General features: G+C 34.6%; 18 protein-coding genes and 1 pseudogene. 7 read left to right on the plus strand and 12 right to left on the minus strand.

Annotated features, from left to right (window positions below; all coding sequences use genetic code 11):
- Positions 1-200: 200 nt before the first annotated feature.
- The 4 genes and pseudogenes from F0000_RS07835 to F0000_RS07850 all read right to left on the minus strand — a co-directional run bounded on the left by F0000_RS07835 (position 201) and on the right by F0000_RS07850 (position 2,784).
- Positions 201-461: a hypothetical protein gene (locus F0000_RS07835; RefSeq protein ID WP_149624161.1), complete on the minus strand. Its 261-nt coding sequence runs from the start codon at positions 459-461 to the stop codon at positions 201-203.
- Between the two features lie 269 nt (positions 462-730).
- A complete protein-coding gene (locus tag F0000_RS07840) occupies positions 731-1,237 on the minus strand; it encodes an SMI1/KNR4 family protein (protein ID WP_149624162.1) in 507 nt (168 codons plus the stop codon).
- A gap of 10 nt (positions 1,238-1,247) precedes the next feature.
- Positions 1,248-1,814, minus strand: a pseudogene (locus F0000_RS07845) (RHS repeat-associated core domain-containing protein); the annotation flags it as partial.
- Between the two features lie 349 nt (positions 1,815-2,163).
- Complete coding sequence (locus tag F0000_RS07850; RefSeq protein ID WP_149624163.1) at positions 2,164-2,784, minus strand: SLATT domain-containing protein; 621 nt, start codon at positions 2,782-2,784, stop codon at positions 2,164-2,166.
- Between the two features lie 119 nt (positions 2,785-2,903).
- On the opposite strand from F0000_RS07850, the gene F0000_RS07855 reads away from it, so the two are divergent.
- Positions 2,904-3,167, plus strand: coding sequence for a helix-turn-helix domain-containing protein (locus F0000_RS07855; RefSeq protein WP_188112050.1), 264 nt, complete (start codon positions 2,904-2,906; stop codon positions 3,165-3,167).
- 94 nt (positions 3,168-3,261) lie between these two features.
- Here F0000_RS07855 and F0000_RS07860 read toward each other — a convergent pair whose 3' ends face one another.
- From F0000_RS07860 to F0000_RS07875, 4 genes are read right to left on the minus strand one after another with little or no spacing between them, the layout of a single operon-like run.
- Positions 3,262-3,630: a hypothetical protein gene (locus F0000_RS07860; RefSeq protein ID WP_149624165.1), complete on the minus strand. Its 369-nt coding sequence runs from the start codon at positions 3,628-3,630 to the stop codon at positions 3,262-3,264.
- The gene (locus tag F0000_RS07865) at positions 3,630-8,042 is read right to left on the minus strand and encodes a DUF6531 domain-containing protein (RefSeq protein WP_149624166.1); all 4,413 of its coding nucleotides are present in this window, start codon (positions 8,040-8,042) and stop codon (positions 3,630-3,632) included. The genes F0000_RS07860 and F0000_RS07865 overlap by 1 nt, the downstream gene beginning before the upstream one ends.
- Complete coding sequence (locus tag F0000_RS07870) at positions 8,033-9,397, minus strand: hypothetical protein (RefSeq protein WP_149624167.1); 1,365 nt, start codon at positions 9,395-9,397, stop codon at positions 8,033-8,035. The genes F0000_RS07865 and F0000_RS07870 overlap by 10 nt, the downstream gene beginning before the upstream one ends.
- Before the next feature lie 9 nt (positions 9,398-9,406).
- Complete coding sequence (locus F0000_RS07875; protein WP_149624168.1) at positions 9,407-11,182, minus strand: type VI secretion system Vgr family protein; 1,776 nt, start codon at positions 11,180-11,182, stop codon at positions 9,407-9,409.
- Between the two features lie 521 nt (positions 11,183-11,703).
- On the opposite strand from F0000_RS07875, the gene F0000_RS07880 reads away from it, so the two are divergent.
- The 6 genes from F0000_RS07880 (at position 11,704) to F0000_RS07905 (ending at position 17,263) form a co-directional block, all read left to right on the plus strand.
- On the plus strand, positions 11,704-11,886 hold the full coding sequence (locus tag F0000_RS07880) for a CAL67264 family membrane protein (RefSeq protein ID WP_149624169.1): 183 nt from the start codon (positions 11,704-11,706) through the stop codon (positions 11,884-11,886).
- A gap of 39 nt (positions 11,887-11,925) precedes the next feature.
- The gene (ettA, locus tag F0000_RS07885; protein ID WP_149624170.1) at positions 11,926-13,617 is read left to right on the plus strand and encodes an energy-dependent translational throttle protein EttA; all 1,692 of its coding nucleotides are present in this window, start codon (positions 11,926-11,928) and stop codon (positions 13,615-13,617) included.
- Positions 13,618-13,733: 116 nt separating this feature from the next.
- Complete coding sequence (locus F0000_RS07890) at positions 13,734-14,276, plus strand: pyridoxamine 5'-phosphate oxidase family protein (protein WP_149624171.1); 543 nt, start codon at positions 13,734-13,736, stop codon at positions 14,274-14,276.
- A gap of 11 nt (positions 14,277-14,287) precedes the next feature.
- Complete coding sequence (locus F0000_RS07895) at positions 14,288-14,980, plus strand: HAD family hydrolase (RefSeq protein WP_149624172.1); 693 nt, start codon at positions 14,288-14,290, stop codon at positions 14,978-14,980.
- A complete protein-coding gene (locus tag F0000_RS07900; RefSeq protein WP_149624173.1) occupies positions 14,980-15,612 on the plus strand; it encodes a chloramphenicol acetyltransferase in 633 nt (210 codons plus the stop codon). Before F0000_RS07895 ends, F0000_RS07900 begins: the two co-directional genes overlap by 1 nt.
- 1,018 nt (positions 15,613-16,630) lie before the next feature.
- Positions 16,631-17,263, plus strand: coding sequence for a CPBP family intramembrane glutamic endopeptidase (locus F0000_RS07905; protein WP_149624174.1), 633 nt, complete (start codon positions 16,631-16,633; stop codon positions 17,261-17,263).
- A 1-nt stretch (position 17,264) separates the two neighbouring features.
- On the opposite strand, the gene F0000_RS07910 is transcribed toward F0000_RS07905, so the two are convergent.
- From F0000_RS07910 to F0000_RS07925, 4 genes are all read right to left on the minus strand, one after another.
- The gene (locus F0000_RS07910) at positions 17,265-17,837 is read right to left on the minus strand and encodes a non-canonical purine NTP diphosphatase (RefSeq protein WP_149624175.1); all 573 of its coding nucleotides are present in this window, start codon (positions 17,835-17,837) and stop codon (positions 17,265-17,267) included.
- Positions 17,838-17,934: 97 nt separating this feature from the next.
- Complete coding sequence (locus tag F0000_RS07915) at positions 17,935-18,459, minus strand: HAD family hydrolase (RefSeq protein ID WP_149624176.1); 525 nt, start codon at positions 18,457-18,459, stop codon at positions 17,935-17,937.
- On the minus strand, positions 18,443-19,207 hold the full coding sequence (locus F0000_RS07920) for a Rossmann-like and DUF2520 domain-containing protein (protein ID WP_149624177.1): 765 nt from the start codon (positions 19,205-19,207) through the stop codon (positions 18,443-18,445). Before F0000_RS07920 ends, F0000_RS07915 begins: the two co-directional genes overlap by 17 nt.
- 668 nt (positions 19,208-19,875) lie before the next feature.
- Positions 19,876-25,485 (minus strand): choice-of-anchor D domain-containing protein, encoded by a 5,610-nt coding sequence (locus F0000_RS07925; RefSeq protein ID WP_188112051.1) that lies wholly within the window; start codon positions 25,483-25,485, stop codon positions 19,876-19,878.
- Positions 25,486-25,899: the final 414 nt, after the last annotated feature.

The raw sequence follows: 25,899 nt of genomic DNA on the forward strand, positions 1-25,899 counted from the left end.
ATTATATATTAGATTTGAAGATCGAGTGGCACTTGATTTAGCGACCAAGCCCCAGGAGGGCTCTGGGAGCTAGCTCCCAGAGCCCTCCTGGGGCTTAACCCTGAGACAGGGTTATAATTACACTTCCGGTTTTATCTTTCTATTATTTTTATCACTTACTCACAACTCACGGATTACAAATCCGCGCTATCGGGTGGTAGTTATTCCGCACTTTCAAGTAACTCATCATATAAATCTGGTTCGCAATAATTTTTCCAATTATCGCCATATTGTTCTGCAATAGTACATAATGCTAATAACGAAAGAGGATTAAAAGCATAGATATCATTTTCATCCTTTAGTGCATTCCATCTAAAAATTTCTTCTTTATCTTCATTTAGTATAATCTTAATTACATATCCTTTGTCTTTTAATATTGCTAAAGCAGGATTATATGTGTTCATAGCTTCAGTTATAGTCATAATCATCAAATTATTTATTAGTGACAACCTTTTATATATTTTTCATCAATGATTCCTTCTACAAGTATTTCTCCATTCTTTTTATTAAGTCTACCCCAAAAGGATAAAGATGCAATTCTCTATAATCTAGATGCATTACTTAGAGATGCTAAAACTAGACAAGCTTATCAATAAAAAAACAGCTACATCACTGTAACTGTTTTTTATATTTCTATAATTTCTTATCCCTTACTCATACCGCTATGAAGTTGCAAACTTCAGCAGGTTCATTAAAAATATTTATAAGGATAATCGTTGTATAGATCTTTTCTTATTTTATTAAGTGCCTCTATAAAAAATGGTTTTATAATATCTTCATCCATATCTTCATCTAAATAATTTTCTAATTTATTTACAAGAAACCCAAGCTTTAGAAAGTTTTCAAAAGATAGGTTCATTTGTAGAAAACCACTATCATTATATTCACCTTTATTATGGTCATAAAAAATAATGTTTTCATTTTTTATATTCATAAACCATTCATCTCCTTGACCTGTATCAGCTATCAACCAATATTCTTTTGCTATTTCAGGAAAATTGTTCTTTAAATAGTTATTTCCATTTAAAGCTTTTTCATAATCAAATAGATTCAAATCAGGATTAATTTCTTCGGACTTGTATTTAGATATATACTTCAGATAAATATCATCCTTAACTGGTATTTTGTCAAGTTTTTTTATCAAGTTATTTCTTATGTCAATTTTATTTAATTCACTTTCAAAATTAATGTCAAACATGATTTTGTTTTTAATGATGACCTTTTACAGCTCTAGCATTGTTTTTACTAATCCTTTCTTTTCTTGCTAAACCTTTGAGGATACTTTCAAACATTTCCTTACTCTCTTTCTTTGGAAGATTCATGCTATCAACTCTTTTTACAATTCCTTTCCAAGTTTTATTCCAGTTTTGACCAGTCCTTGAACTATTTGTATGAATTCCAGGTTTTTTAGTATGTTGTCCTTTTTTTAGATTATAATGATATTCAGGATTGTTTACATCAATATCAGCAATACGTTTGAAGTCATCTGCTAATTCTTCAGGAAATCCGTGATGTATATCAGGGTTGGTGTGCTTAGATCCAACATAATCTTTCCATCCTTTTTGTAAGGTTCTTGTTGGAGTTTTTGCAAGTCCGAATGTATCAATAAAGGAATTAGAGTCGTGAACATAACTGTACATTTTACTGCCTCCTTCTAAATTAATCGGATCTTGACTTAAATAAGTTCCTGTTTCAGAAGAATAATACCTAAATCTATTATAATACAGTCCAGTTTCAGCATCCTCATACTGTCCCTGGTATCTAAAACCTGTACGATATTCAGAAGTAAGATTTACTTTTCCCTCACGATTCTACCCACAAAAAACAATGAACGTCCTTTTACATCTTCTCAAAAGTATGGATTATCCTTTCAAAAGTAAAATAAAAGTAGCGTGTATTCTCCCCAAGCTGTGTTACATAATTATTATTATACCTGCTCTTCCCAAAGCTCGCCCCATAATACAACTATGTAAAACAGCCCGCTACTGCCAGCGCACTAGGACAGTTAATGCATTTGCTCAATCGCCACAAGGGCTACCACTTCAAAAGCGGAAGATCACAGCTGCATTAGCCATTACGATCTTCCGCTTTTGAAGTGTTTACTCATTATTGATAAGTTAAAAGTTAATAAAACAGAGTGAAAAATATAATTATTGGAGGTAATGATATCAATACGTAATAAACAAGATCAGTTTTTCTAAAGTACCTGATTTTAATTTTAAACACATCAAGCTTACTTAGCTTATGATATTTTGCATTTCTTGTTTTAAATAAATCAATATCAATTGATATGTGATTTGTATATTTTTCAAGAATACTTTGGTATTTGTCTGTTATGTTAACAGCAAAATCTTTTTTTCCTTTTTCTGTATTCTCTGTATTTAGTGTTTTGTATATTCTTAAGTCATTATATATTCTAGATAATTCAAGACCACAATTATGATGTTCTTTAGCTTTTTCGATCTGCCTGAACACCAATAATAATATTGATAGACAGGTTATAGAATAAGCAATTGTATTCCGATCAAAAGAAGCTTCATCGCATATATCATATACTGACAGAAGACTTAGAGCTATTAAATATACAGATAGTAGATTGCTACATAAATTTGATAATTTAGCAGTTTGATTTAATCTAGTACTTGCATTAAATCTACTTCCTTTAGTTGACCATACTTTGTAATTTAATTCTTCCAAAAAAGTTTTGTCTAAATAGTCTGTATATGATTTCTCTTTATCACTCATAAAATATATTTTGTTTTCAAAAATAAGTGTTTTTTCCCTTCTTGTTAAGTAAGGATTGATCTTAAAACTGAAGTGCGCAATGGCAGTTGCTATAGATCTTCAGTTTTAAGATTAATCATGTGACTAATATTTCTAGGTATGAGCGAGGAGAGAATAAACCAACTACAGAGGTATTAACTAAATTGGCTAATGCATTAGATACTACCACTGATTATTTGATGAATGGTTCTACTGATGATGTAGCTACCAGTAATTTGTCTGATAAAGAGTTGTTATCGTTATTTAAAAAGGTTAGTAGTTTATCTACTGATAGACAAAAAGTAATAAAGGAACTTATCGAAGCCTTTGTCTTTAAAGCAGTTATACAAAATAAATTAGCGTAAAAAAAAGCCACAACATTTCTGTTATGGCTTTGTCTTTTTAATATTCTATTTTCTTACTCATACCGCTACAAAGTTGCAAACTTCGCAGAGCAGGTTATAAGTATTCATAACTTACTTTTTTAAGATTATTTTTTTTTATGTAACCTTTTTCCCATTGATCATAATCTTCTGGAATTTCTGAACTTATTTTAATTTTAGAATTTTGCCAGTAATTTTCTCCATAAGCTATTACCATTGACCAGTGATATTCATGTTCGTGAGTTATAAAAACTACATCGTCATAAGACTTAGGCAGACTAAACAAATAAGAATTTTTTATTAATTCTTCAGCTTCAAAAATATCTTTATCAGTATAGTTAATTATACATCCTTTTAGTATTTCTAAAAATGTATACTTATTAAAAGTAACCTTCTCTCTATTATTAGGATCTTCAAAAGTAAGATTATCAGATATCTGTTTCATTAGTGACTTCCTTTAATTTTTCCTTTGTTATGTTTATCAAATAGTTCTGCAGCTTCATCAGTAAATATAGCTAACTGATGACCTATTGCTTTGGGTTTTCCACCTCTTGGATTTGCTAACATTGGACCGTCTACACCATCAAATGTATGGCTTAAAGTTCCTTTTCTTCCAGAAGTAACTGTATCTGCCCACTCTTGAGTTGCTCCATCAAAAGTTTTTATGTTAAGTTTAGCTAATTCATCATCAGGAACATCAAAATGTATAACATCACCTCCTTTTCTATTAGCCCAAGATTGAGCTTGTTCTAAATCATTAGTTACATAGAAACCACCTTGACCTGAAGGATTGAAGTCTAAATTAGGTCGCCCTTTAGATGGATCAATTCCACCCATCACAGCATCAGTACTGGAACTTCCATTAGTAGCGTGGTAAAAGTCCATTAACCCAAAAGGATCAAGGATTAATGTAGTATTACTAGAATATTCATAAAGTTTGCTTCCTCCAGATAACCTTAATTTATCCTGCGATATATAAGTACCCGATTCAGCGGAGTAATACCTAAACCGATTATAATACAGTCCAGTTTCTGCATCTTCATACTGTCCCTGGTATCTAAAAGGTATGAACGTTTTATCTCCTTCAATACTACGAACATTTCCGTAAATATCCAACTCGCAATCCCAAACTTTTATACCTTTTTCATCATAGGCTTGTACAGGAGTGCCCAGATAATCGCAGGCAATACTATAGCGTTTATCTCCTACCATCTTAGCAGCAGGGACAAAACTATCAGACTCAAAAAGCCAGGTGATTTGGTTTGTACTGTCAGTAGGTTCTTTTTCATCACTTTTCACCTCTCCAAAGGGATCTACATACAGTGATGGTCGATCGTTTAGGTCATAGATCCATTCATGCAGAGGTACATTGCCATCCCATACCCATCGGGTGACCAATCCTCTCGTTTCTTTGGGCGTCTCTCCCCCGGAAAGGGAAAAACGTCTATGGTTTTCAACAATTTTTGCCGTTCTGCGCCCCAGCGCATCATACTCAAAAGTAATCTGTTTTTTTGCGGGTGTTCGTACCGTTTTCAGCATACCATTACCATACCACTCATAGGTCCACTCGCCAGTATCTTTATTGTTATCCGCCACAGATACAAACTTTGATATCAGATTGCCTTCTGCGTCATAGGTATAGGATGCTTTGTCATCTTTTTTTAATTTACCTCCGGTATCATAGGTTCTGTCGTTTCTGCTTTTGGTTTTAAAAAGGTTTCCTACAGCATCTGGCATTTTATAGATGGTTTCCCATCCGTTATTATAAGTAGCGGTTTGTAGGTTGCCAGTTTCATCATAGGTAAAAGCTGTTTTTTTACTTCTTAGTTCATCAACCTTATTGCTTAGTTCATCATTGCGACCCCATCTATAGGCCATACGTCTGCCTTCTATGTTTTTTGTCCGAATACTATGTTTGGTTACACGACCGAACCGGTCTCTTTTGGTGGTCATATCAATACCACCGCTGACCATACGACGAATCTCTAGTCCCATATCATCCCGCTCAAAATTAGCCTCCCATCCATCGGTAGCTGTACGGATCAGCTCTCCTGATTTGATAAAATCATGGGTGATATCAGCTCCCAGCGAACTCTGGATCTGTATGCGATTACCACTGCGGTCATAGGTGCTCTCTACCGCATAATCATTTTGTATTTCTTCGGTTACCCGACCTTTGTCATAGGATAGTTTTATGGTATTAAAAGCATTGGTGGCTTCTATGAGTTTGCCATCTCCGTCATAGGTGAAATATTCTCCAGTGCCATCATAGTGATCTGCTGTTAGGATATTTCCTGTGCCATTATACATATAACGAGTCCATCGCTCATCCGGGCGTAATACTTTTACGACTCTGCCGGCACGATCCCTGATATAGCGTCGCTGTAATCCATCGAATCCCCATTCTCCGATGATCTGCCCCATGGCATCCAGCGTAAAACGATACACCTCATTTTCTTCATTGACAATGGATTGTAGTTGTTCTTCTGTATTATATTGAAACTCTATGGTTTTTCCATTTTCTGTGCGGGATTTTAGATTTCCTAATCCCCAATAGGTAAAGCTTACCTGCCTTTTTTTGTCTTTTGCCTCGATTACGTTGCCAGAAGCATCATATATAAAATGATGTAGATTGCCATCAGCTTCTATCAGTTTGATAACATTCCCCATGGGATCATACTCATATGTAGTGGTATTCCCTTTGATATCGATATGTCTGATTACTTGCCCTAGTTCGTCATAGATCCATTGTATGGAACGCCCATCATCCAGCGATACTCGTTGTAGGGTTTCCTGCATACCCCAATGCATCGTAGTGATCAACCCTTCCTGATCTTTGATAGATTTTAGTCGTGGCCCTTCATAGGTATAAGCTGCTGTAGTGCCATCTGCATAGCGACGCCGAATCAGCTTTCCTTCTTCATCATATTTCCATGCTGCGGTGGCTCCGCCCGGACTTCTGTACGATTTGATCTTATGATCTTCGGTATACTCAAATAACGTTTTATCACCGTTGGGATTCAAAATTGCGATTAGGTTTCCCGAGCGATCATACTCATACTTGGCAGCATACCCAAGGGGGTCTGTTACCATTATCAGATCTTGATATTCATTATATTCCTGATAGGTTTCTCCTTGTTTAGCATCGGTAATTCTATAAATCAGATTTTTTTCATCATAATAATAGGTCGTAGTATGCCCAAGTGAGTTGGTGGATATAGTTTTTCCTTTTTCATATTGTGTCCAGTATTCCAGAATTCCATCATCTCCCCAGGTATGAATACATTTTGCATGATCACCTTTGCCTTCATACTCCCAATAAAAATTAAGTTCGCTCTGATTGGTAAGCCGCACTAATAAGTGCCCTTCATAATAAAAATGCTTGGATACATCATTGGCATCTGTTACCTTGATCAGGTTATCATTTTTATCTACTTCATATCTGATGAGATATGTTTTTTTGTTTTTATTTCCTGTCCATACTCCTGTAATACGTTGCTGGTCGTTACTTTCGACAGTAAAGATTCTCCCGGCACTATCTATGATTTGTTTTAAAACACCTGTATGGGTATACTGGAATTGTATTTGATACCCCAGATCGTCAGTGATTTTTTCTATGGGATGGAAACGATCTCCGTGACCAAATGTAGAAAAATGATAAGTAAGCCCATCTGCATCACGATATGCATATCCTTCTGCATTACGAATCCACGTTATTTTTTCACGTCTGTGATAAAAACGATCTCCGGGATGGAGCGGAGGTACGACAATTTCTCTACTATCCGGCAAGAGGATGGTGATTAAATCATTTTCCATTTCCCAATAGCCAATGTAATAGCTATGATGCCAATTACTACCAATAGGACTTTCTACCTCACCATCACTGTGGTAGATACGGTTCCATGATATCGGAATAGGTCCGGGAATCGTAAAATCTGTATTTTCTGCAAATACACGCCCCGTTGCAGCATCTACAGGTTCTCCAAACATCTTACACTTAAAAGGTTGTAACCTCGCTGCCTTAGATGGATTTTTTGGAGCCAGGTCATCGATATATTTCTGGAATTTATCACCTCCTTTTTTCCATAGTTTTCCTAATCCTTTTAATCCAAGATTTATTGCCAGTGCAAACAAGTCTATGGTAGGTGGTCCTCCTACCAGTACTGGTTTCCCTCCGGGAATAACAGTAAGCAAGCTGGATGTTGGCGCCATTAAACTTACTTTTGGTTTTGCTTTTTTAGGTCTGAAAGGTGCTGGAATTCCTACCAGATTACAAGATAAAGCAGGTAAAAACTGAGCAGAGAAAGGTGACCCATCTGCTAATACTGTAGCGCTCCCCATAAACATTTCGGATGATGCCATCGGGCTTACAGATGGTAATGCGTGTAATATAATTCCTGGTAAATGCTGTATACTGATTCCGGCATTGGCAATAAATTTATTGTTGACCAGTACGCTGGGTTTTAATGCTTGTACAATAGCTACTGCTACAGAACTCACACTCACAGGTTGTGGTATGGGCTCTCCAGCATCATCCACCTGTGGCTCGGGAGGTGGTGGTACGACCGCACTAATAGCGGCAAAAATGGCTCCCAAAATATCAAAAACCATGCCTACATGCGGTACCGCCATCACAGGAGATGGAGGAAATATAGTAGGATGCATATCAATGCCAATGGCAATATCCTGAAACTTCCCGGCTGGTTGTCCGGGAATTGATGGTAATACACTGGCAAGGTTTGCCTGAAAGGTATCTAATTTTGATTTTCCTTCTCCAAGCATTCCCAGGAATCCACCAGACTCACTGGCTTCCTGACTACCTCTACTTGCTGTATTTGCTGCATTTCCTACGCCCATTCTAACAATTTATTGAAGTTTAACCAATTTCTTTTGTTCATATATTTGATATCGATTGTCTCTGTTCCTTTTAATAAGGTTTTCCAATCGTCTCCTATTTGTTCATCGAATCGTTGCTCTAGGGAGAGGATGATTTCTTCTTTGCTATCATTATCATTTGCTATCTGATAGGCTATAGCGGCACTGTACAAAAAGGTAGAGCCACGTCTTACCTCTAGTGGTAAATTAGTTCCTGCCTGGAGCGAATAAATTGCTGCCTCCCATGCCGGATCAAGTTTTTTACTCTGGAAATAGATAAATGCTTTCATTCTATAAGCTTCCATGGCATAGAATGCATCTCCCTGTGTAACTGCTTTATCAGCTACATCCTGATAACAGGACAGTGCGATATCTTTTTTCTTTTTTGCCAGTACTAAAGCAGCTTTTAATAGTGTAGCGGATCGCCAGATGGGATATGCTTCTTTTTCTGCTTCTGTCATTTCTATCGCCTGATTCACATGATCCAGCGCTTCTTCATCTTCTTTTTGACTAAAAAAAGCAATAGCTGATACCAGATGAGCCGTTGCCTTGCTGGTTAACATATCGAGTTGATACCCCAGCCGGATTAGTATTTCGGTTTCATCCTGCACGGATAATTCTTCTTTTATGGTAGCTTCCATCACAGTACGCACTTGTTTCTGAAAACGTACACTTGGCGTATGAGGGCGACTCTCATCGCTATCTTTATTCATCGCATTTTTCATCGCAGCAGCCATATTGAGATCGACAGATAATTCCCGAACGATCGCAGTTTTATGATGTGCTAGTTTATCAAATTGACGCTTTCCGATAGGATCAATAGTTGCGAATCGAATATCAGCAGGTAATTCTTTCTGTAATTGTTCACTAAACCATTGCTGGAATCCGGGTTCATGTAACCCGGGAGGGAAGTAGAGTATAAAATTTTCTTCTTTATAGGGTAATATATTTTTTAATCGTTGTAATTCTATAAGTACACTATTAAAATTAGGAGACAAGCTCGTATCTACTGCATAAGAATCATCCAGATATCCATCTTTTTTCAAAGCGCCTATCAAATCATATTGACTTTGTTCTGGTACGGTAAACCAACCAAGGAATTCTTCCCAAACTTCTTTTTCGAAGGTTTCCTCCTTAGAAAATAAGGTTTGAATTCTAAAAAATATTGAATCAAAGATTCCGATAGGGGAAGCTTCTATTTCCATAAATTTATCTAGGATATCAATATCCTGATAGTCGGCAACCCACATCATCATATTCCATTTACGATGATCAATGGTTTTCCAACTATTCCGAATCTTATAGAATTCGTGTGCTATGGATATATCATCAGCCATAATGAAAAATTAAGAATTAAGTTTTACAACCGCTCCGTTGATTAGTGTGTTTCCTTTAGAATTAGTTGTCAGTGAAGTGGCATTAATTTTAGTTTCTTTTCCATTAATACTAACCTCTGCAGAATCACTAACTACAGAATCAGGTAATACGGCCATATTAGAATCCCCTGTTTGGGCTACAAATGCTTCTTCTGAGACTGCTTTTGTGTTTTTGGAATGAAATTCGATATCATCTCCAACCAGAGCGATGTACTTAGAACTCAGTATTATTTTTTCTTCACTACTTAAGGTTACTGTTTTATCAGCAGTATTATAATGTAAACTATTCCCGGCTGCATCAGTGATGGTAATCGTTTCTTCTCCTACTTTGTCATTTAATACAATACTATGCCCACTTCTGCTTTGGATCGCTTTGATATCATTTTTATCACTTTTCCAGGTTCCAGCATTACTACCTCCAGTATAAAAAGCTCCCATCACATAGGGTCTTTCTGCATTACCACCTTCAAAACCAACGATTACCTCTTCGCCTTTTTCAGGGGTAAACTGAAATCCTTTTCCACCTCCTGCATGTGGCGTCATGACTCGCAACCACGGCGTCATTTCTCCAGTAGTTTTCTGCCATGGGAATTGTACTTTTATTCTGCTCATCCCTTCTGGATCTGTGTTATCTGTAACACTGGCTATCTGTGATTCACTTTTAGGAAACGCCATTATATTGGTATTAGGGTATACATCCAGATCGGCAGTAACTCCCACAAAACTATTTTGATATTTTCCGTTTTCTGTAGAAGAATGTGATACACTTATAATTCGAAAACTGCCATAATCAGCACTTTCACCTTTTATTTTTATAACTTGTCCGAGATTAACTCCCGGATTATCACTAATACCTTTAATTTGTACCTGTTTACTCTCCACAGCTTTTTTCTGCTGTTCTACGTGGGTGTCCAGTCGTTTTTTTAATTGCGGATCATAATAAGAATTGAGATAAACACTGGTTTCTTTTGCAAAAATGGACATACTCTTTTCGCTGGTAAATCCATTAAACCCATTCACTCCAGAGTTTATCTGAGAAGTAGCCATTTCGTGATGCTCATCAGCTAAATAATCATTAGTAAAATATTTAAAATTATTGGGTGTGGGGTTTAGGTTTAAAGAAAATTCCTGTAGATCGTGTCCATATGTTAACTGGATAGGTTCTTTATCTTCTGGCTTGCCAAAAACCAATGTACTTCCGTCATAGAAAAACCATTCACTATATTGTGCTGCTAATCTACGGGCATATGAAAAGGAGCTTTCATTGTGTTGTACACTGTAATGAAGACTTTCTGAGTTTTGAGGAGTGAAGTTTGTCTCAAGTTTTGACCGATCATATCCTCTAAAAGTTTTATCCAATATCTCGGATAATCCTACATCACTATGCGAATCGTAATGAGGTCCGTCATCAGCAATGATACTGCAACTATGCGCTTTTATAGAAATCATATCGCCATTTTGTTGATGAAACCCTTTGGTATTATTTACTGAGGTAACAACTCCTTTAAACTCTAATTCTTTGTATCCCGAAACAGGATCGACAGAAGAAATCTTTACAGTTATAATTTCTCCAAGATAATTTTTGCTTTCTGCGGCTACTTCTCCTTCAATTTTTTCCAGTACATCCATCCGGCATACTAATTCTAATATATGATGAGCATCAATTTCTTGATGGAGCATTAGTCTTTTATAGGCGTTTATAAGAGTACTTCCTATAAATATCTGAGTGCTTGATTGTAATGCCATAATTTCTATTATTTCTTTTAATGTACTTTTCTCAAAAACTAATTATTTACGATGCTTAGTCTGTTAGCATACTAATTCTGCATACATAATATATCCAAAAAGGGATACTTTTACTATTCAAACAATACAGCTTCTTTCATTTTTTTAGATCAATAATCGTGCTAAAAGACAGTGTATTAAGAATTAAAAAATAAATTTCAGCGTATCAAATACTAGTTCTTATAAAAATACTTATTTTTTCAATGTGTATGATATGCGCAAAGTTGTTTTTGACTTTTTTGAGTTGAAAAAGGGTTGATTCCCCCTAAAAATTATATGTTTTTTACTTTTTGAAGTGTGATGAAATAAAATTCTCTTTTAAATATAACGAACTAAAAAAATAATCTGTAGTAAAAACAAATAGTAAGTTGTTGTAAGGCGTTAAGAACTCCATAAAAAACTATTTTTTGACAATAAAATAACGATATTTGTAGCTGGTTTTTTATCAAAAAATTAAAAAACCATTAATTAAATGATTAACTATGAAAATGAATAAAAACACAGTGTTAGCCTGGGCTACCTTTATTATGATATTCGTTGGGCTTTCATTGATAGCTCTGGGAGCATTTAGGTATAGTCACGTATCTGGATGGGGTTTTGCTGCTGTTGGGATAGGTTTTTTAGCGAATGCGTGGGTATTCAATGCACTGAAAGGAAGAGTATAATACGAGTAATTTAATATAAATAATCAATTTTAAAGGCTTATGTCAGACGATAAAAAGATAATCTTCTCTATGTCTGGAGTAACAAAGACATATAAAAGTGCAAATACTCCGGTATTAAAAAATATATATTTAAGTTTTTTCTATGGAGCCAAGATCGGAATATTAGGACTTAATGGTTCTGGTAAATCTACCTTGCTTAAGATTATTGCAGGTATTGATAAGAACTACCAGGGAGATGTTGTTTTCTCTTCGGATTATTCTGTTGGATATTTGGAACAAGAACCACAGTTGGATGAAGAAAAGACAGTACTTGAGGTGGTCAAAGAAGGGGTTGCAGAGACGGTAGCCATACTTGATGAATACAATAAGATCAATGATATGTTTGGCTTAGAAGAGGTCTATAGTGATGCAGATAAAATGCAAAAACTTATGGATCGTCAGGCTACGCTACAGGATCAGATTGATGCCAGCAATGCCTGGGAGCTTGATACAAAATTAGAGATCGCTATGGATGCGTTAAGAACACCAGATCCTGATAAGAAAATAGGAGTGTTATCTGGTGGAGAAAAAAGACGTGTTGCCTTATGTCGTTTATTATTAAAAGAACCTGATGTACTTTTATTGGATGAGCCGACCAACCACTTGGATGCAGAATCAGTACATTGGTTGGAGCATCACCTGGCACAATATAAAGGAACTGTTATTGCCGTAACGCATGATAGATATTTTCTTGATAATGTAGCCGGATGGATCTTGGAGCTGGATAGAGGAGAGGGGATTCCCTGGAAAGGAAACTATTCTTCCTGGTTAGATCAAAAATCAAAACGTCTGGCGCAGGAAAGTAAATCAGCATCAAAACGTCAGAAAACATTAGAACGAGAATTGGAATGGGTACGTCAAGGGGCAAAAGGAAGACAGACTAAACAAAAAGCGCGTTTGAAGAATTACGATAAGTTGATGAGTCAGGATCAGAAACAACTTGATGAAAAACTGGAAATATACATCCCCAATGGCCCGCGTTTAGGTACAAATGTATTAGAAGTAACCGGGATCAGTAAGGCGTATGGAGATAAACTGTTGTATGAAGATCTTAATTTTACACTCCCTCAGGCAGGAATTGTTGGAATTATAGGGCCTAATGGAGCTGGTAAGACTACTATTTTTAAGATGATTATGGGAGAAGAGACTCCTGACAAAGGTAGTTTTTCTGTAGGGTCAACAGCCAAAATTGCCTATGTTGATCAAGCGCATTCTAATATTGATCCTCAAAAATCAATTTGGCAAAATTTTAGTGATGAGCAAGACCTGATTATGATGGGAGGTAAGGAGGTAAATTCGAGAGCTTACCTGAGTCGTTTTAATTTTGGAGGTAGTGAGCAAAATAAAAAGGTTGCTACGCTTTCTGGTGGTGAGAGAAACCGTTTGCATCTGGCTATGACCTTAAAAGAAGAAGGAAATGTATTATTGTTAGATGAGCCTACAAATGATCTTGATGTTAATACATTAAGAGCATTAGAAGAAGGTTTGGAAAACTTTGCAGGATGCGCTGTTGTTATTTCTCACGACCGTTGGTTTCTAGATAGAATTTGCACTCATATTTTGGCTTTTGAAGGAGATTCTCAAGTATACTTTTTTGAAGGAAGTTTCTCTGAGTATGAAGAAAATAAGAAGAAAAGGCTAGGAGGAGATCTCATGCCAAAACGTATTAAATATAAAAAATTAGTGCGATAAAATAACAGTATAGGATTGTACTCCTTAAAATAGCTTTCAGCATTGTTTCATATGCAATGCTGAAGCAAGAATAGCATAATTCGGTTATAGTTCAGTTTCATCAATATGGTATAGACATGGCAAAGTTTTATCCTTCTATAAACAAAAGAACCAAAGAGTTTATAGAAGCTCAGAAAATATTTTTTGTAGCAACTGCTCCTATTGAAGGGCGTATTAACCTTTCCCCCAAAGGAATGGACACTTTTAGAGTTCTTGATGAAGAAAGGGTGGTATGGTTAAGTGTTACAGGGAGTGGTAACGAAACGGATGCGCATCTATTAGAGAATGATCGTATCACAATCATGTTTTGCGCTTTTGAAGGAGCTCCCAATATTTTAAGAATTTTTGGGAAAGGGCGTGCTGTACATCCGGAGGATGAAGATTGGAATGATCTCATTTCATTATTTCCTAAACTCCCGGGCACTCGTCAAATTTTTGATGTGCAAGTAGAAAGCGTTCAGACTTCTTGCGGGATGTCAATTCCGTATTTTGAGTATAAAGAAGAACGTAATCAGCTTATTGAATGGGCAACGAATAAAGGAGAAGATGGATTGAAAGCATATCGACAAGAAAAAAATCAGAAAAGTATTGATGGTTTACCTACCCGTAATCTAAATTGATAAAAAACAGTATGAGTCTATCTAATATTAAAGCGATTGCATTTGATGCAGATGATACGTTATGGGTGAATGAAACTTTTTTCAGAAAAGCTGAAGAAGAGTTTTGTGAATTGGTATCTGATTATTTACCAAAAGAAGAAGCTAATGCATTATTATTTGAGGTAGAGATGCAGAATCTGAAGCTATATGGATATGGAATCAAACCTTTTACGCTTTCTTTGATAGAGGCTGCCATAAAAGTTTCTAAGGGTTCTATGGACATAGCACTTATAGAAAAACTTATTGATAAAGGAAAGCAAATGCTTCATGAACCTGTAGAATTACTTGAAGGTATAGAAGAGACATTAGAGTATCTATCTAAGAAGTATCGTTTAGTCATGGCTACCAAAGGTGATTTGCTGGATCAGGAGCGTAAGCTCATTAAATCCGGATTAGAAAAGTATTTTCATCATATTGAGATTGTATCTGATAAGACAGAAAAACAATATCATAAATTGATAAAACATTTGGATATAAAGGAAGATGAGTTTTTGATGGTCGGAAATTCTCTAAAATCTGATGTACTGCCAGTACTAAATATAGGAGCACATGCTTTTCATATACCGTTTCATACAACTTGGGTGCATGAAACGATTACTAAAGAGATTAGTCACCCTAATTTCAGGAGTTTTACTAAAGCAATCGAATTACTTCACGTGCTGTAATGAGGACAGCACTAAACCTCACAACCTGGAACCGAAAAGAACATTTTGAATTCTTTAGTTCTTTTGATGAGCCTTTTTTTGGGATTACAACTACCCTGGATTTTAGTATTGGCTATCAAAAAGTAAAGGATTTAGGATGTTCCTACTTTTTATATTATTTGTATACATCCCTCAAAGCTGTCAATAGAATAGAAACTTTTAGGTACAGAATAGAACATGGAAAAGTATTTGTTTATGATACAATCCACGCCTCACCAACAATAGGAAGAGAAGATCATACCTTTGGTTTTTCATTTCTAAGATATGATGAGAATTTTGATGTTTTTCTACTGGAGGCAGAAAAAGAAATCGAACGTATTAAAAACAGTATTGGATTATGTCATACAGATGATACAAAAAGGATAGATACCATACATTATTCATCTATCCCATGGTATACTTTTACTTCGTTATCGCATGCCAGGCATTATCAATATAAAGATAGTGCTCCTAAAATATCTTTTGGACAGTATACCCAGGAACAAGGGAAGGTTATTTTACCCATTTCTATTCACGTTCATCACGGTCTTATGGATGGATATCACGTAGGTTTATATCTTGAGGAATTTCAACAACTTTTGAATGCGCCTTAGGATAGCTATGATTTTTAATGAAATCAGGATAGTAAATTAAGTTCAAAAATTATTTGAGCTTACCGTATTATGACACGAAGAAAATTTACTCGATAATCGAGATTTAAATGCTCCGAGGCTTGTCTCGAAATCATTTTTTTTTCAATAAATGCCTCGTATCCTATGATAAAAGCAACTTTTCCTTATAAATTTCTCTTATTAAGAGGCATATTTACATGTATCAACGTATCCTTGTCCTCGAGGTAGTTCACTGAAAAATTCATAAACTTTTTAAGTAACGATCTTAGGTATAAAAAGATGCTAAACTCATATACTTAGTTTATTAGCCATATTTTATAGGATATATTGTTCTTATTTTATCTTTTTTAGTACATACAAATAAATGTATATGTCATAGTGTAATACGATTTATAACTAAAAATTTCGCATATTCATCGTTTCTTTTTCCTTTCTACTTCGTTTAAAAAATAAACCGTAGCTATAGCTATGCTTGATTTTTTTGCCTTGCATAATGAAAAAATAATTCAATGAATTTATACGAATTTTTTAATCACAAATCGTATAAGTTGTTACCTTTATTTTTTGATTTTTTTACGAGTCAGCTGTTATTTTTTCTTAATTGTATATATAGGGTACAAAAATTCTTTTTTTAAGGTGTTGCCTCTGTTAAGAACTGTGTAAAAGTATATTTTTTGAACGAAAAATAAAGTAAGAGTGTGTTTTATCGATTAAAAATGTTTTTAATCGATTATTTTGTTTTTTTGCTATTACAATTTTATAAGACAATAAAGCTTTCAACCTATCTTTGGAGTGTTGTTAGTAATTGATTGATTTTTTTGAATTAGTTTATTTTGAATTCTTACAATACAAAAAATTTGATTACCCCAAAATTGTAGAATCAAATATTCCCCTAGTTTAATTTTTATCAGAAAAAGCCTCTTGCCCAGAGGTTTTTTTATTTTTGTTAAAAAACTAATTGTTTCAGATTTTATACAGAAATTAGTTGAAAACTAAATTAATGCAAACCACATTTACACGAGGATTAGAACTTTTACTATTATTTGTCTTATTACCTGTCAGCTATTTACTATCATATCCAACCTATATAAAAGCAGCACTCACCTTATTAGGTTTTGGTTATATTGTTATTTTACTGGTTAAATCAAAACTTTTAAAGTTTGTACTTCCGGATAGATCTCTTTGGAAACCGTTCTGGAGAGAAACCATAATTAAACTAGGGATCGTTATGATCATTACAAGTTTATATGTTTTCTGGATTGCTCCTGATAAAATATTTTCTGTAGTACTAAAAAAACCAGGTTTGTGGGTAATTATCTTATTTGTATACAGTTTTTTATCTGTATGGCCACAAGAAATTATCTACAGAACATTTTTTTATCATCGATATGAGTGTCTGATTAATAATAAATGGCTATTTATGTTTTTTAATGCTATTTTATTTTCATTAGCCCATATTTTCCTCAAGAGTTTTTTAGTACAGCTACTTACTTTTGCTGGAGGGCTGCTATTTGCATTTACATATTACAAAACAAAATCTACCACACTGGTCTCTATAGAACATGCAATCTATGGTAATTGGTTATTTACCGTTGGGATGGGAGAAATGTTGGCTTTTCCAGGAGCGAACTAATTTAGTTTTTTAGGTATCGTATTAATTGATGTACTGCTTTTGCCCGGTGACTGATCTTATTTTTTTCTTCCAGAGGTAATTCAGCAAAAGTCTTGTCATATCCTTCTGGTTGAAATATCGGGTCGTATCCAAAACCGTCTGTACCTCTTTTTTTCTCTGTAATACTTCCGGTACAAATACCTGTAAACGTTTCTGTTTTATTATTAATATGCAATGCAATAACCGTTTTGAATTGCGCTTTTCGGTTTTTGTCACCACTTAATTCCCTTAGAAGTTTGTCCATATTGGCAGTGGAGTCTTTTGCAGCTCCGGCATATCTTGCAGAGTATACGCCAGGTTCATTGTTTAATGCTACAACCTCTAATCCAGTATCATCTGCAAAACAATCATATCCATATCGCTCTTTTATATACGTTGCTTTTTGTATAGCATTCCCTTCAATAGTAGGAGAAGTTTCTGGGATGTCTTCTGCACAATTGATGTCAGAAAGAGATAGTAATTCTATATGTGAAGGTACTAATGATTGTACTTCTTTTAGTTTGTTAAGATTATTTGTGGCAAATACAAGTTTCATTTGTGTGTGAGATAATGTTTGAAATTGTGATACAAAGGATTTTTAAGAATTATAAAAAATAGCATTGTATTACATTAGAAAAAATAATAAGAGTCGATTAATTTTTTGCATCATAATTTGCAATCCATTTCCCCTGTACTTTAAGCACTTGTTCTATAACATCTCTAACACATCCTTTTCCTCCTTTTTTTAGAGAGACATACTTAGAGACTTCTTTTATTTCGGCTACGGCATCTTGAGGGCAGGTGGGTAAACCTATTATTTTCATAACTGGTAAATCCGGAATGTCATCACCCATATACAGTACATTTTCGGATTTAATATTATTTTGGAGTAGATACTCATTTAATTGATCCACTTTATGATGAGCACCCAAATGAATGTCTTTAATTCCTAAACCTTCTAATCTTTTTCTTACTCCTTCATTTTCTCCCCCAGAGATGATACATATTTTGAAACCTTGTTTCATAGCAGCTTTCAATGCATACCCATCTTTGACATTCATGGTTCTGAACAATTCTCCTTCAGTATTTATTAATAGTGTACCATCTGTCAGTACTCCGTCAACATCAAAAATAAAGGTAGTAATGTGTTGTAGGTATTCTTTATAACTCTTTTCCATATGTTAATTGTATTGCTTTAGTAAGTAATTTATATAGTTCTTTTTTTGAATCATCTTTTAAAATATCTAAATGACTATGGATCGTATTCTGATCATTTCTTTTTGCAGGACCAGTTTGTGCAGCCTGCGGAGGGATTTCTAGTATCTTTTTTGCTGTTTCTGATATCAGTGGATGTAATATCTCAAAAGGAATATTATGTTCTGAGCAAATTTCATTTCCCATAGAAAACATATAATTAGTGAAGTTGTTTACAAATACAGCTGCTACATGCAAAACTTTTCTTTGATCAGAAGAAATTTCATAAACTTTTGGGGATAAGGTTGTGGCTAATTTTTGTAATAACACTATATCTTTTTTTTCTTCTGCTTCTATACAAAAAGGAATAGTTGTGTAGTCTATACGCTTTGTTGCACTCAATGTCTGTAATGGATAGAATACACCTTTGCGATTATTATCATTTAATATTTTCATCGGTACACTTCCTGATGTATGTACTACTAATCGATCTTTAAAAAGCATGTGTTTTGCTACCGATTCTATGGCATCATCACTTATTGCTATAATATATATATCAGCTTCGGCCAAATTGTTGATATTATCTGTAACTGGTATCGTTTGCTGGTGGTTATTTATGATAATTCCCTGCCGATTATAGCATTGAACTATTTTTACTAATCCCGAGGTATGAAAAGCAGTATACAAATGCCTGGCAACATTTCCCGCACCAATAATAACGATCCTAATCATTGGGCTAAAATAAGGAAGTTAGTTTAGGTAGAATAATAGATTTTTTGATTTTATTTTTTGCGTAATGAGAATACCCCAAAGAGAGAACTGTTACTTTATTATGGATGTACTTATAAAAACTAAAAGGATTTACCTGTTTGATATGGTAAGAAAGAGGAACTGAAATGTAATTTTTGATAAAATTACATAGAATCCAATGAACTCCTTTTGAGTAGTAGTCTTCAACCGAAAAATTTGGCTTTTGTACTATGATTTTGTAGGTCAAAGCATTTCTCTAGATGAGTTCAATATCAAAATTCTACTAAAAAAATATTTACTCGATACTCGAGATTTAAATGCTCCGAGTCTTGCCTCGAAATCAAAATGTTTTTTTCAATAAATGCCTGGGCTTGCCCCGAGGTAGTTTATACGATTTATAACTAAAAATTTCGCATATTCATCGTTTCTTTTTCCTTTCTACTTCGTTTAAAAAATAAACCGTAGCTATAGCTATGCTTGATTTTTTTGCCTTGCATAAAGAAAAAATAATTCAATGAATTTATACGAATTTTTTAATCACAAATCGTATTACTACTATTTTTAAGGTGTTTTCTGAAATAACCATAATAAAAAGAGGGCGCTTAACTTTTAAGACACCCTCTTTTAACCAAATTATAGATATGTTTTTATTATTGTTTTATAATTTTCACCTGAGAAATTTTTTCACCTGCATCATTATCCAGTCTAAGAATGTATGTGCCTTTGGCAAGATTACTGATATCTAAGAAAATGTTTCCATTATCTTTTGTTTTAAAATCAGTAAAAGAATAAATTACCTGACCTAACATATTAAACATCGTAGCTTTTAATACTTGCTGTTTGTCATTTTCTATGGTTAGGAATCTGGTCGTAGTTGTTACCGGATTAGGATACACTTTGACTATCGATGAAGTAGATTGGCTTCTGTTTTGTGAGATAACCTCAAAATTGACAGTAATTTCTCCCATAGCATTGCCTTTTCCATTAGGTGCTCCGTATATACTAGCGGTGATCGTATTTGCTCCAGACGGAAAGGTTACCGGTTTATAAGTACCGGTATTATCACCATTTAGTGCATATGGAGGAATGTTCTCTATCTGATATTTGGGTGTGCCATTAAAATCAAAGATCACACTTTTTACATCTGCAATAGTAGTTTCTGCGATGATGCTAAGCCCAGTTGAGGGATAGTCATTAAGGTCTAATATATCTCCATTTGACAGATCTCCAATAAGCTCATTAGTATCCGCATTTACAAGTTTTAGTATTTCAGTTCCACTGATTACCTCAAAATCTATGGTATTTGAGATGCCTTTTTTTCCTTTACCACCTTTTTCAACATAAGGAGTAGCGGTAATGGTATTGGCACCTATTTGAAAATTTAAAGGATCATAATTGCCATCAGTATCTCCACCAATGGTATAAGGAGCAGTGTTTTCTATAGAAAAACTATTGGTAGTATTATAGTCAAAAACAACACTGCCTACTTCTGAATCATCAGTATTGGCAACAATATTAAGTTTATTCGAACCAATTGTCTTAAAGTTGATAGTGTCTTTATCATGTATCACGCCTATGAGCTCATTAGTATCTGCATTGATAAGAGAAAAACCTACGACTTCTGGAATATTATTTACTGTTAATTCTGCAACGGATGTACTTAGTGTTTTATCAGGAGAATTACTAGAGAGTATTAAGGTATCAAGATAAACTCCTGGCTCTAATTTTGTTGCATCCAGAGTGGCTGTAAGAGTTTTAGAGCTATTGGCAGGAACTACTCCGGAAATACTGCTGACATTACTAATGAAATCAACATTTGCAATGATTGGGGGTATAAAACGAACTGCCAGACGATCCTTAACATATGGTGTGTTAAAGGCAACCAGTGCACCATCATCACCAGCGGCATTTTCTATACCTACAGTAGTATTATTAATGTATGGAGCATTGTTGACGTCATCATATAAAAACTCAATAATTCCGTTTTTGAAAATTATTATCCTGAAACTTACAGTTTCATCATCCTCTGTTCCAAAAATCCGAATATTTGACCATTGAAATGTTATTTGATCTTCTGTGGGTTCTACAAATATGGCTGCATCTCCCAATTGAAGAGAAAAATCAATCCACAATCCTGCGATTATATTATTTGCGACATCATCAACAGGAATCTGCCGGTTAAAAAGAAGATCACTCATAGGTTCCTGAAAGGAAACAAACCCATTTGCATTTACATAAATAGTATTGTAGGTAATGCCATAGTATTTCACAGGGAAAGGAAGTGAGATCTCTGCTGATGTGTTAGTGCCTACAGCTTCTGTAATATTGGTGCCAGTAGCACTAATATCTGCTAAGGAATATATAGGACCTCCTTCTTCATCACTATCAATCCAGCTATAACCATATTTGGTGTCTTTACCAATATTAAACTTTTCTGCAGGATGTCCAATTCTTTTGTCTACAAAATTTTTGGTTGCTGTAGCATTAAAATTCTTAAAAGAAATTAGTGATGTATTATTAAATTCAATATCAGGATTAGATAGCGCAGAAGCTACAGCAATATCTGGAAAAGAATAAATTAAAGGTGAATTACCAGTATTCCGTATTGTAATTTCTGTATCTATTGTGGTACCTTCATCTGTTGCTTCAAAAATTCCTCTAGGTGATAGTATCGCAATTGGCGGATCTACTCCAATACCATTTAGGATAACTTCTGCTGAGGGATTATTTGATGCATCACTATTTATTGATATAATGCCATTAGAACTTCCTGCCGTGATGGGAGTAAAAGCCACTTTAACCTCTAGTTCCTCCTGTGCTCCCAATATAGCAGTATTAGGTTCTACGATGAAATCTTCATTGTCAGATACTATTTCTGTAATAGTAAGCTGATCGAATCCAGTATTGGTAATAGTAAACGTAAGTTCTTTAGTATTACCAATAAATAAATTATCAAATAATAAGTATTCCTCAGAAATTTCAATTCCGTTTACTTGTCCTGATACTTCAAAGGTAGTAGGAATTGATATAATTGGATTCACAGGATCATTATTTTTTAAACGAATATCAGTTTTATGAACTCCATTTGCCATATTAGTACCATCAAAGGTTACACCCACCTCAATATTTTCTCCGGGAGCAATTGTTCCCATTGATGGTTCTAATGTAATATATGGTTCACCAATTTGAGCACTTAATGCTCTTTTCAACATTACGTGCTCATTACTTAAGTCAGGTCTGTATGTCATGCCTCCATCAGAACTAGTGAAATAGGTATCCGGTCTTAATAAACCAGTAGTATTAAAAACTGATCCTTGTGGAGTTTGAATAGTTTCTGGATATTTATGGACTACCCAAAAAGATTCTCCAGCAGAAAAGAATAGTGGTTTTATTAATTCTTCTACAGCGAAGAGAGCATTTGGTGCTAGTTTTGTAATTACTTGCTGCAGTAACAGTTCTCCGTCCACAGGAGTAGATCCACCGCGGTAAATTTCTAATATAATGGCTACTTCAGTTACATTTTCTGTAATGTATGCATTTCTTACTGCGGTAAGCAAAAAATCTAACTCTGCATCAAATTTAACAGCACTTGTTGTTGGAGCTCCGACAAACCCTTCTGCTATATCCGGAAAATTCGTACCTGGGTCATAAAAAATAGAATCAATAAAGGTGGTTGCACTTTCTTGTACCTTAGACATTGATTTTACCTTAAGTTTCTTTTTTTCTAATTTAGATGTTATATAAGAGCTTTGTTCTGTATTCCCAACACCATATTTAGACATATCTAAATTTTTGATTGTTTTTTTCATCTTTTCCATAGCAGGAAGTGTAAACCTTGGAGGGCCCAAAGATGCTATAAATTCTAATGGGTTATCTCCAGTATTACTAACTGTGAAAGAGTCTGTTTTTATAGCGGGATCATCTATGGTGACATCTACTGAAGCATTGAGGCTATCAGGTGTTACATTAATTGTGGGTGGGATGATAACAGTTAGGTTTACCGGAATCTCTACCGCTGGATTTTCGATGTCGTTGCTATTTATGGTAATAGTAGTCTCATACACTCCTTTATCTAAAGAAAGGGTAATGAAGTCAACTTCTAAGGTTTCTTTTTTTCCTGGTTCAATGATACCAGTACTAGGAGTTACAAGTAGAAAAAGGGTTTCTTCTCCATCAATAATTTCAAAATTATCTATATCAAAAGTACTACCTGATGTTGCATTATTAGATTGTATTACAACCTGTTCAATTACATTTGAAGATGCTGTTCCTGAAAAAATCATGGTATTATCCATAAAAATTGCTAAAGAAGAATCATCTCTGTCAACCGATAAAACGATTTGAAAATACCCATCTGGAATTGTAAAACCTGTTGGTATAAAATCATTGGTTGCAATATCAAGGACATCTATAGTTTTATCAGCATTAAAACGTATTTCTGTAACACTTTTATTGTCGCTAATGGACTGAGGGATCAATATAACATCGGAGCCATTGCTTTGAATATTTAATTGAGCCGAAAAAGCCATAAAAGGTTCATTTTCAGGACTAACTACAGGTGACAATAGTTGAATAGCAACTCCAGAACCATCTGTAGTACCCCTGGCATGTTTTGTGCCATCAAAAGCGTTGCTATCGGATATTGTGAAAAAGCCCGTGGGTTGCGCAGTCCATCCATCCTGTTGGTCTAATTCTTCCAGGTTGAAATTTTCAAAATCTGTTGAATAAATAGTACCTGGCAACTTATTGAAAGTTTCTTTATTTTTGATAATAGAAAAAGAAGATTGTTTATTTAGAGATGATGGATATTGTTGTACCGTATATCCATTTGTAGCTATGTCAGTATTGGTCAAAGCTACTCTTTCTCTAAAAGAAGACTGTATCTGATCACTAATACTGATGTCATATGTAAGATCTTTGTTACCTGTATTTTCTATAGTAAGTTCTTTCTGAACTATTTTAAGTTGTTCTATGGTTTCATTAAAGGTATCGGGAGTGACGGCGATGGATGCAACTTCTGTACCATCAAATACTTCGACATTAATAGAAACATTTAAGGTGTCGTCAAAACCTGTACTCCTGAATTCGATATTTTCTTTATAGATATCTTTTGGCACTCCTACAGTACTTAATGTTACTGTAATTGTTGCAGAAGTTCCTGCGGGGATTTCGATTTCTTCAGGGCTAATGTTTTCAATAATAAGATAGGGTTCAGATGGTGTAAGTGCAGTAACAGTAACAGCTGTATCCGCTATATTGGTTACAGTAATTTCTTTGGTGATAGTTTCTTCAATACTGAGTTCCTCTTTAATTGAATTGGGAGTTATGAGTATTGGTTGCCCGTTTAAAACCCATCCCATATCTCTGAAATACCCGAGAGTTAATGGACCTATATTAAAATTAGACTCAGAAGGTCCTAATTGTGGACTCATTAATGAATTAGGATCACCTGTAGGAAATACATTCTCATCCCAATGCGCAATGCTGGAACCACCTTGAAAGGGGTTTGGGGCAAATAGTTCGGGTAGATTTCCATTTAGTGCTTCTATTGCTAAAGGTCCGTTTACAAAAACATTACCACTCGATAGAAAACTAGCAAGTTCTGTAGAAGGGTTTGGTAGGTCTAATACAGAATTGTTATTTTGGTCTACCATAAAAGTATCAAAAATCGAAGGCGTACTACCATTAAAACCAATGGAGGCTACTCCGCCATTATTTATTTCAGAACTGTCAACGAAACCAAGTCCGTGCCCGATTTCGTGTAATGCAACTGTCACAAGATCAAACTTGTCAATTGGAGTATTTCCATCAGTACCAAAATACCAGGGAATTCCTGCTCCAATATTTACGATTAAATCAAACTCGTCATTAGGGTTGAGTAGTTCTCCAGCCATTGAATTGGCTAAAGCAATTGGATAAAATACATCTGGTTTCAGGGCATTGGTAAAATTTTCAGCAATTTGAGTTGGTCCTGCAGAGGCGAGAGCACCAGGACTTAAATTTCGAAAATCAGCAGATATTCGGATCGGTACCAAAGAAACTAGTTCTTCTGCCCAAATATCCATTGCAAAACGAAATGCAGCCTGAAATTCAGGGTTATTTTGTGCCCCGGCACCAAAAGTAACCTGTATGTCTGTAGTCGTTTTCTTTTTTTTTGTAGAGTGATTTTTTTTTGCAGCCAGTTGTTTTATGGCCATTCTAGAGTGCTGGTTTTCAAATTTAGCAGGGCAAACAATTATGGGACCAGAGCGTTTTTCCATTTTTTGTTGAGATTTCAACGTTTGAATATGTAGAAAAAATAACGCAAAGAATACTAAGGATATATAAGAGGGATTGTTTAAAAAACAGCTAATTTTTTTGTACCCATAATCATCTTTTTTTTGCATGATTGTATATTTTATTGGTTAGTATTAGGTTGAGTAGGTGTATGTTTTTCTAAAAAAAAAGGCTTTAGAAAAAACTTTTCCTTAAATAATAAACAGGGCGAAATAGTTTTCCCCTATTTTTTATTTCGTTAATTAAAAGTTAAAAAGCACTTTTATTTTGTTTTTTTAGTGATTATGTTTTTTTGATCTATAATAGATAAAGCTTGATTAACTATAGGCTTAGGTAGGGTAATGAATACTTTAATTTTAGTTGTTTTTAAATCAAAGTTTTATGCTTATTTGGGTCAT

The sequence above is a fragment of the Aquimarina sp. RZ0 genome (assembly GCF_008370685.1).
GTDB lineage: Bacteria > Bacteroidota > Bacteroidia > Flavobacteriales > Flavobacteriaceae > Aquimarina.

Bases quoted from the DNA above. Each gene is read 5' to 3' on its own strand.
- F0000_RS07835 (WP_149624161.1), bottom strand. From the start codon at position 461: ATGACTATAACTGAAGCTATGAACACATATAATCCTGCTTTAGCAATA.
- F0000_RS07840 (WP_149624162.1), bottom strand. From the start codon at position 1,237: ATGTTTGACATTAATTTTGAAAGTGAATTAAATAAAATTGACATAAGA.
- F0000_RS07850 (WP_149624163.1), bottom strand. From the start codon at position 2,784: ATGAGTGATAAAGAGAAATCATATACAGACTATTTAGACAAAACTTTT.
- F0000_RS07860 (WP_149624165.1), bottom strand. From the start codon at position 3,630: ATGAAACAGATATCTGATAATCTTACTTTTGAAGATCCTAATAATAGA.
- F0000_RS07865 (WP_149624166.1), bottom strand. From the start codon at position 8,042: ATGGGCGTAGGAAATGCAGCAAATACAGCAAGTAGAGGTAGTCAGGAA.
- F0000_RS07870 (WP_149624167.1), bottom strand. From the start codon at position 9,397: ATGGCTGATGATATATCCATAGCACACGAATTCTATAAGATTCGGAAT.
- F0000_RS07875 (WP_149624168.1), bottom strand. From the start codon at position 11,182: ATGGCATTACAATCAAGCACTCAGATATTTATAGGAAGTACTCTTATA.
- F0000_RS07880 (WP_149624169.1), top strand. From the start codon at position 11,704: ATGAAAATGAATAAAAACACAGTGTTAGCCTGGGCTACCTTTATTATG.
- ettA (WP_149624170.1), top strand. From the start codon at position 11,926: ATGTCAGACGATAAAAAGATAATCTTCTCTATGTCTGGAGTAACAAAG.
- F0000_RS07890 (WP_149624171.1), top strand. From the start codon at position 13,734: ATGGCAAAGTTTTATCCTTCTATAAACAAAAGAACCAAAGAGTTTATA.
- F0000_RS07895 (WP_149624172.1), top strand. From the start codon at position 14,288: ATGAGTCTATCTAATATTAAAGCGATTGCATTTGATGCAGATGATACG.
- F0000_RS07900 (WP_149624173.1), top strand. From the start codon at position 14,980: ATGAGGACAGCACTAAACCTCACAACCTGGAACCGAAAAGAACATTTT.
- F0000_RS07905 (WP_149624174.1), top strand. From the start codon at position 16,631: ATGCAAACCACATTTACACGAGGATTAGAACTTTTACTATTATTTGTC.
- F0000_RS07910 (WP_149624175.1), bottom strand. From the start codon at position 17,837: ATGAAACTTGTATTTGCCACAAATAATCTTAACAAACTAAAAGAAGTA.
- F0000_RS07915 (WP_149624176.1), bottom strand. From the start codon at position 18,459: ATGGAAAAGAGTTATAAAGAATACCTACAACACATTACTACCTTTATT.
- F0000_RS07920 (WP_149624177.1), bottom strand. From the start codon at position 19,207: ATGATTAGGATCGTTATTATTGGTGCGGGAAATGTTGCCAGGCATTTG.
- F0000_RS07925 (WP_188112051.1), bottom strand. From the start codon at position 25,485: ATGGAAAAACGCTCTGGTCCCATAATTGTTTGCCCTGCTAAATTTGAA.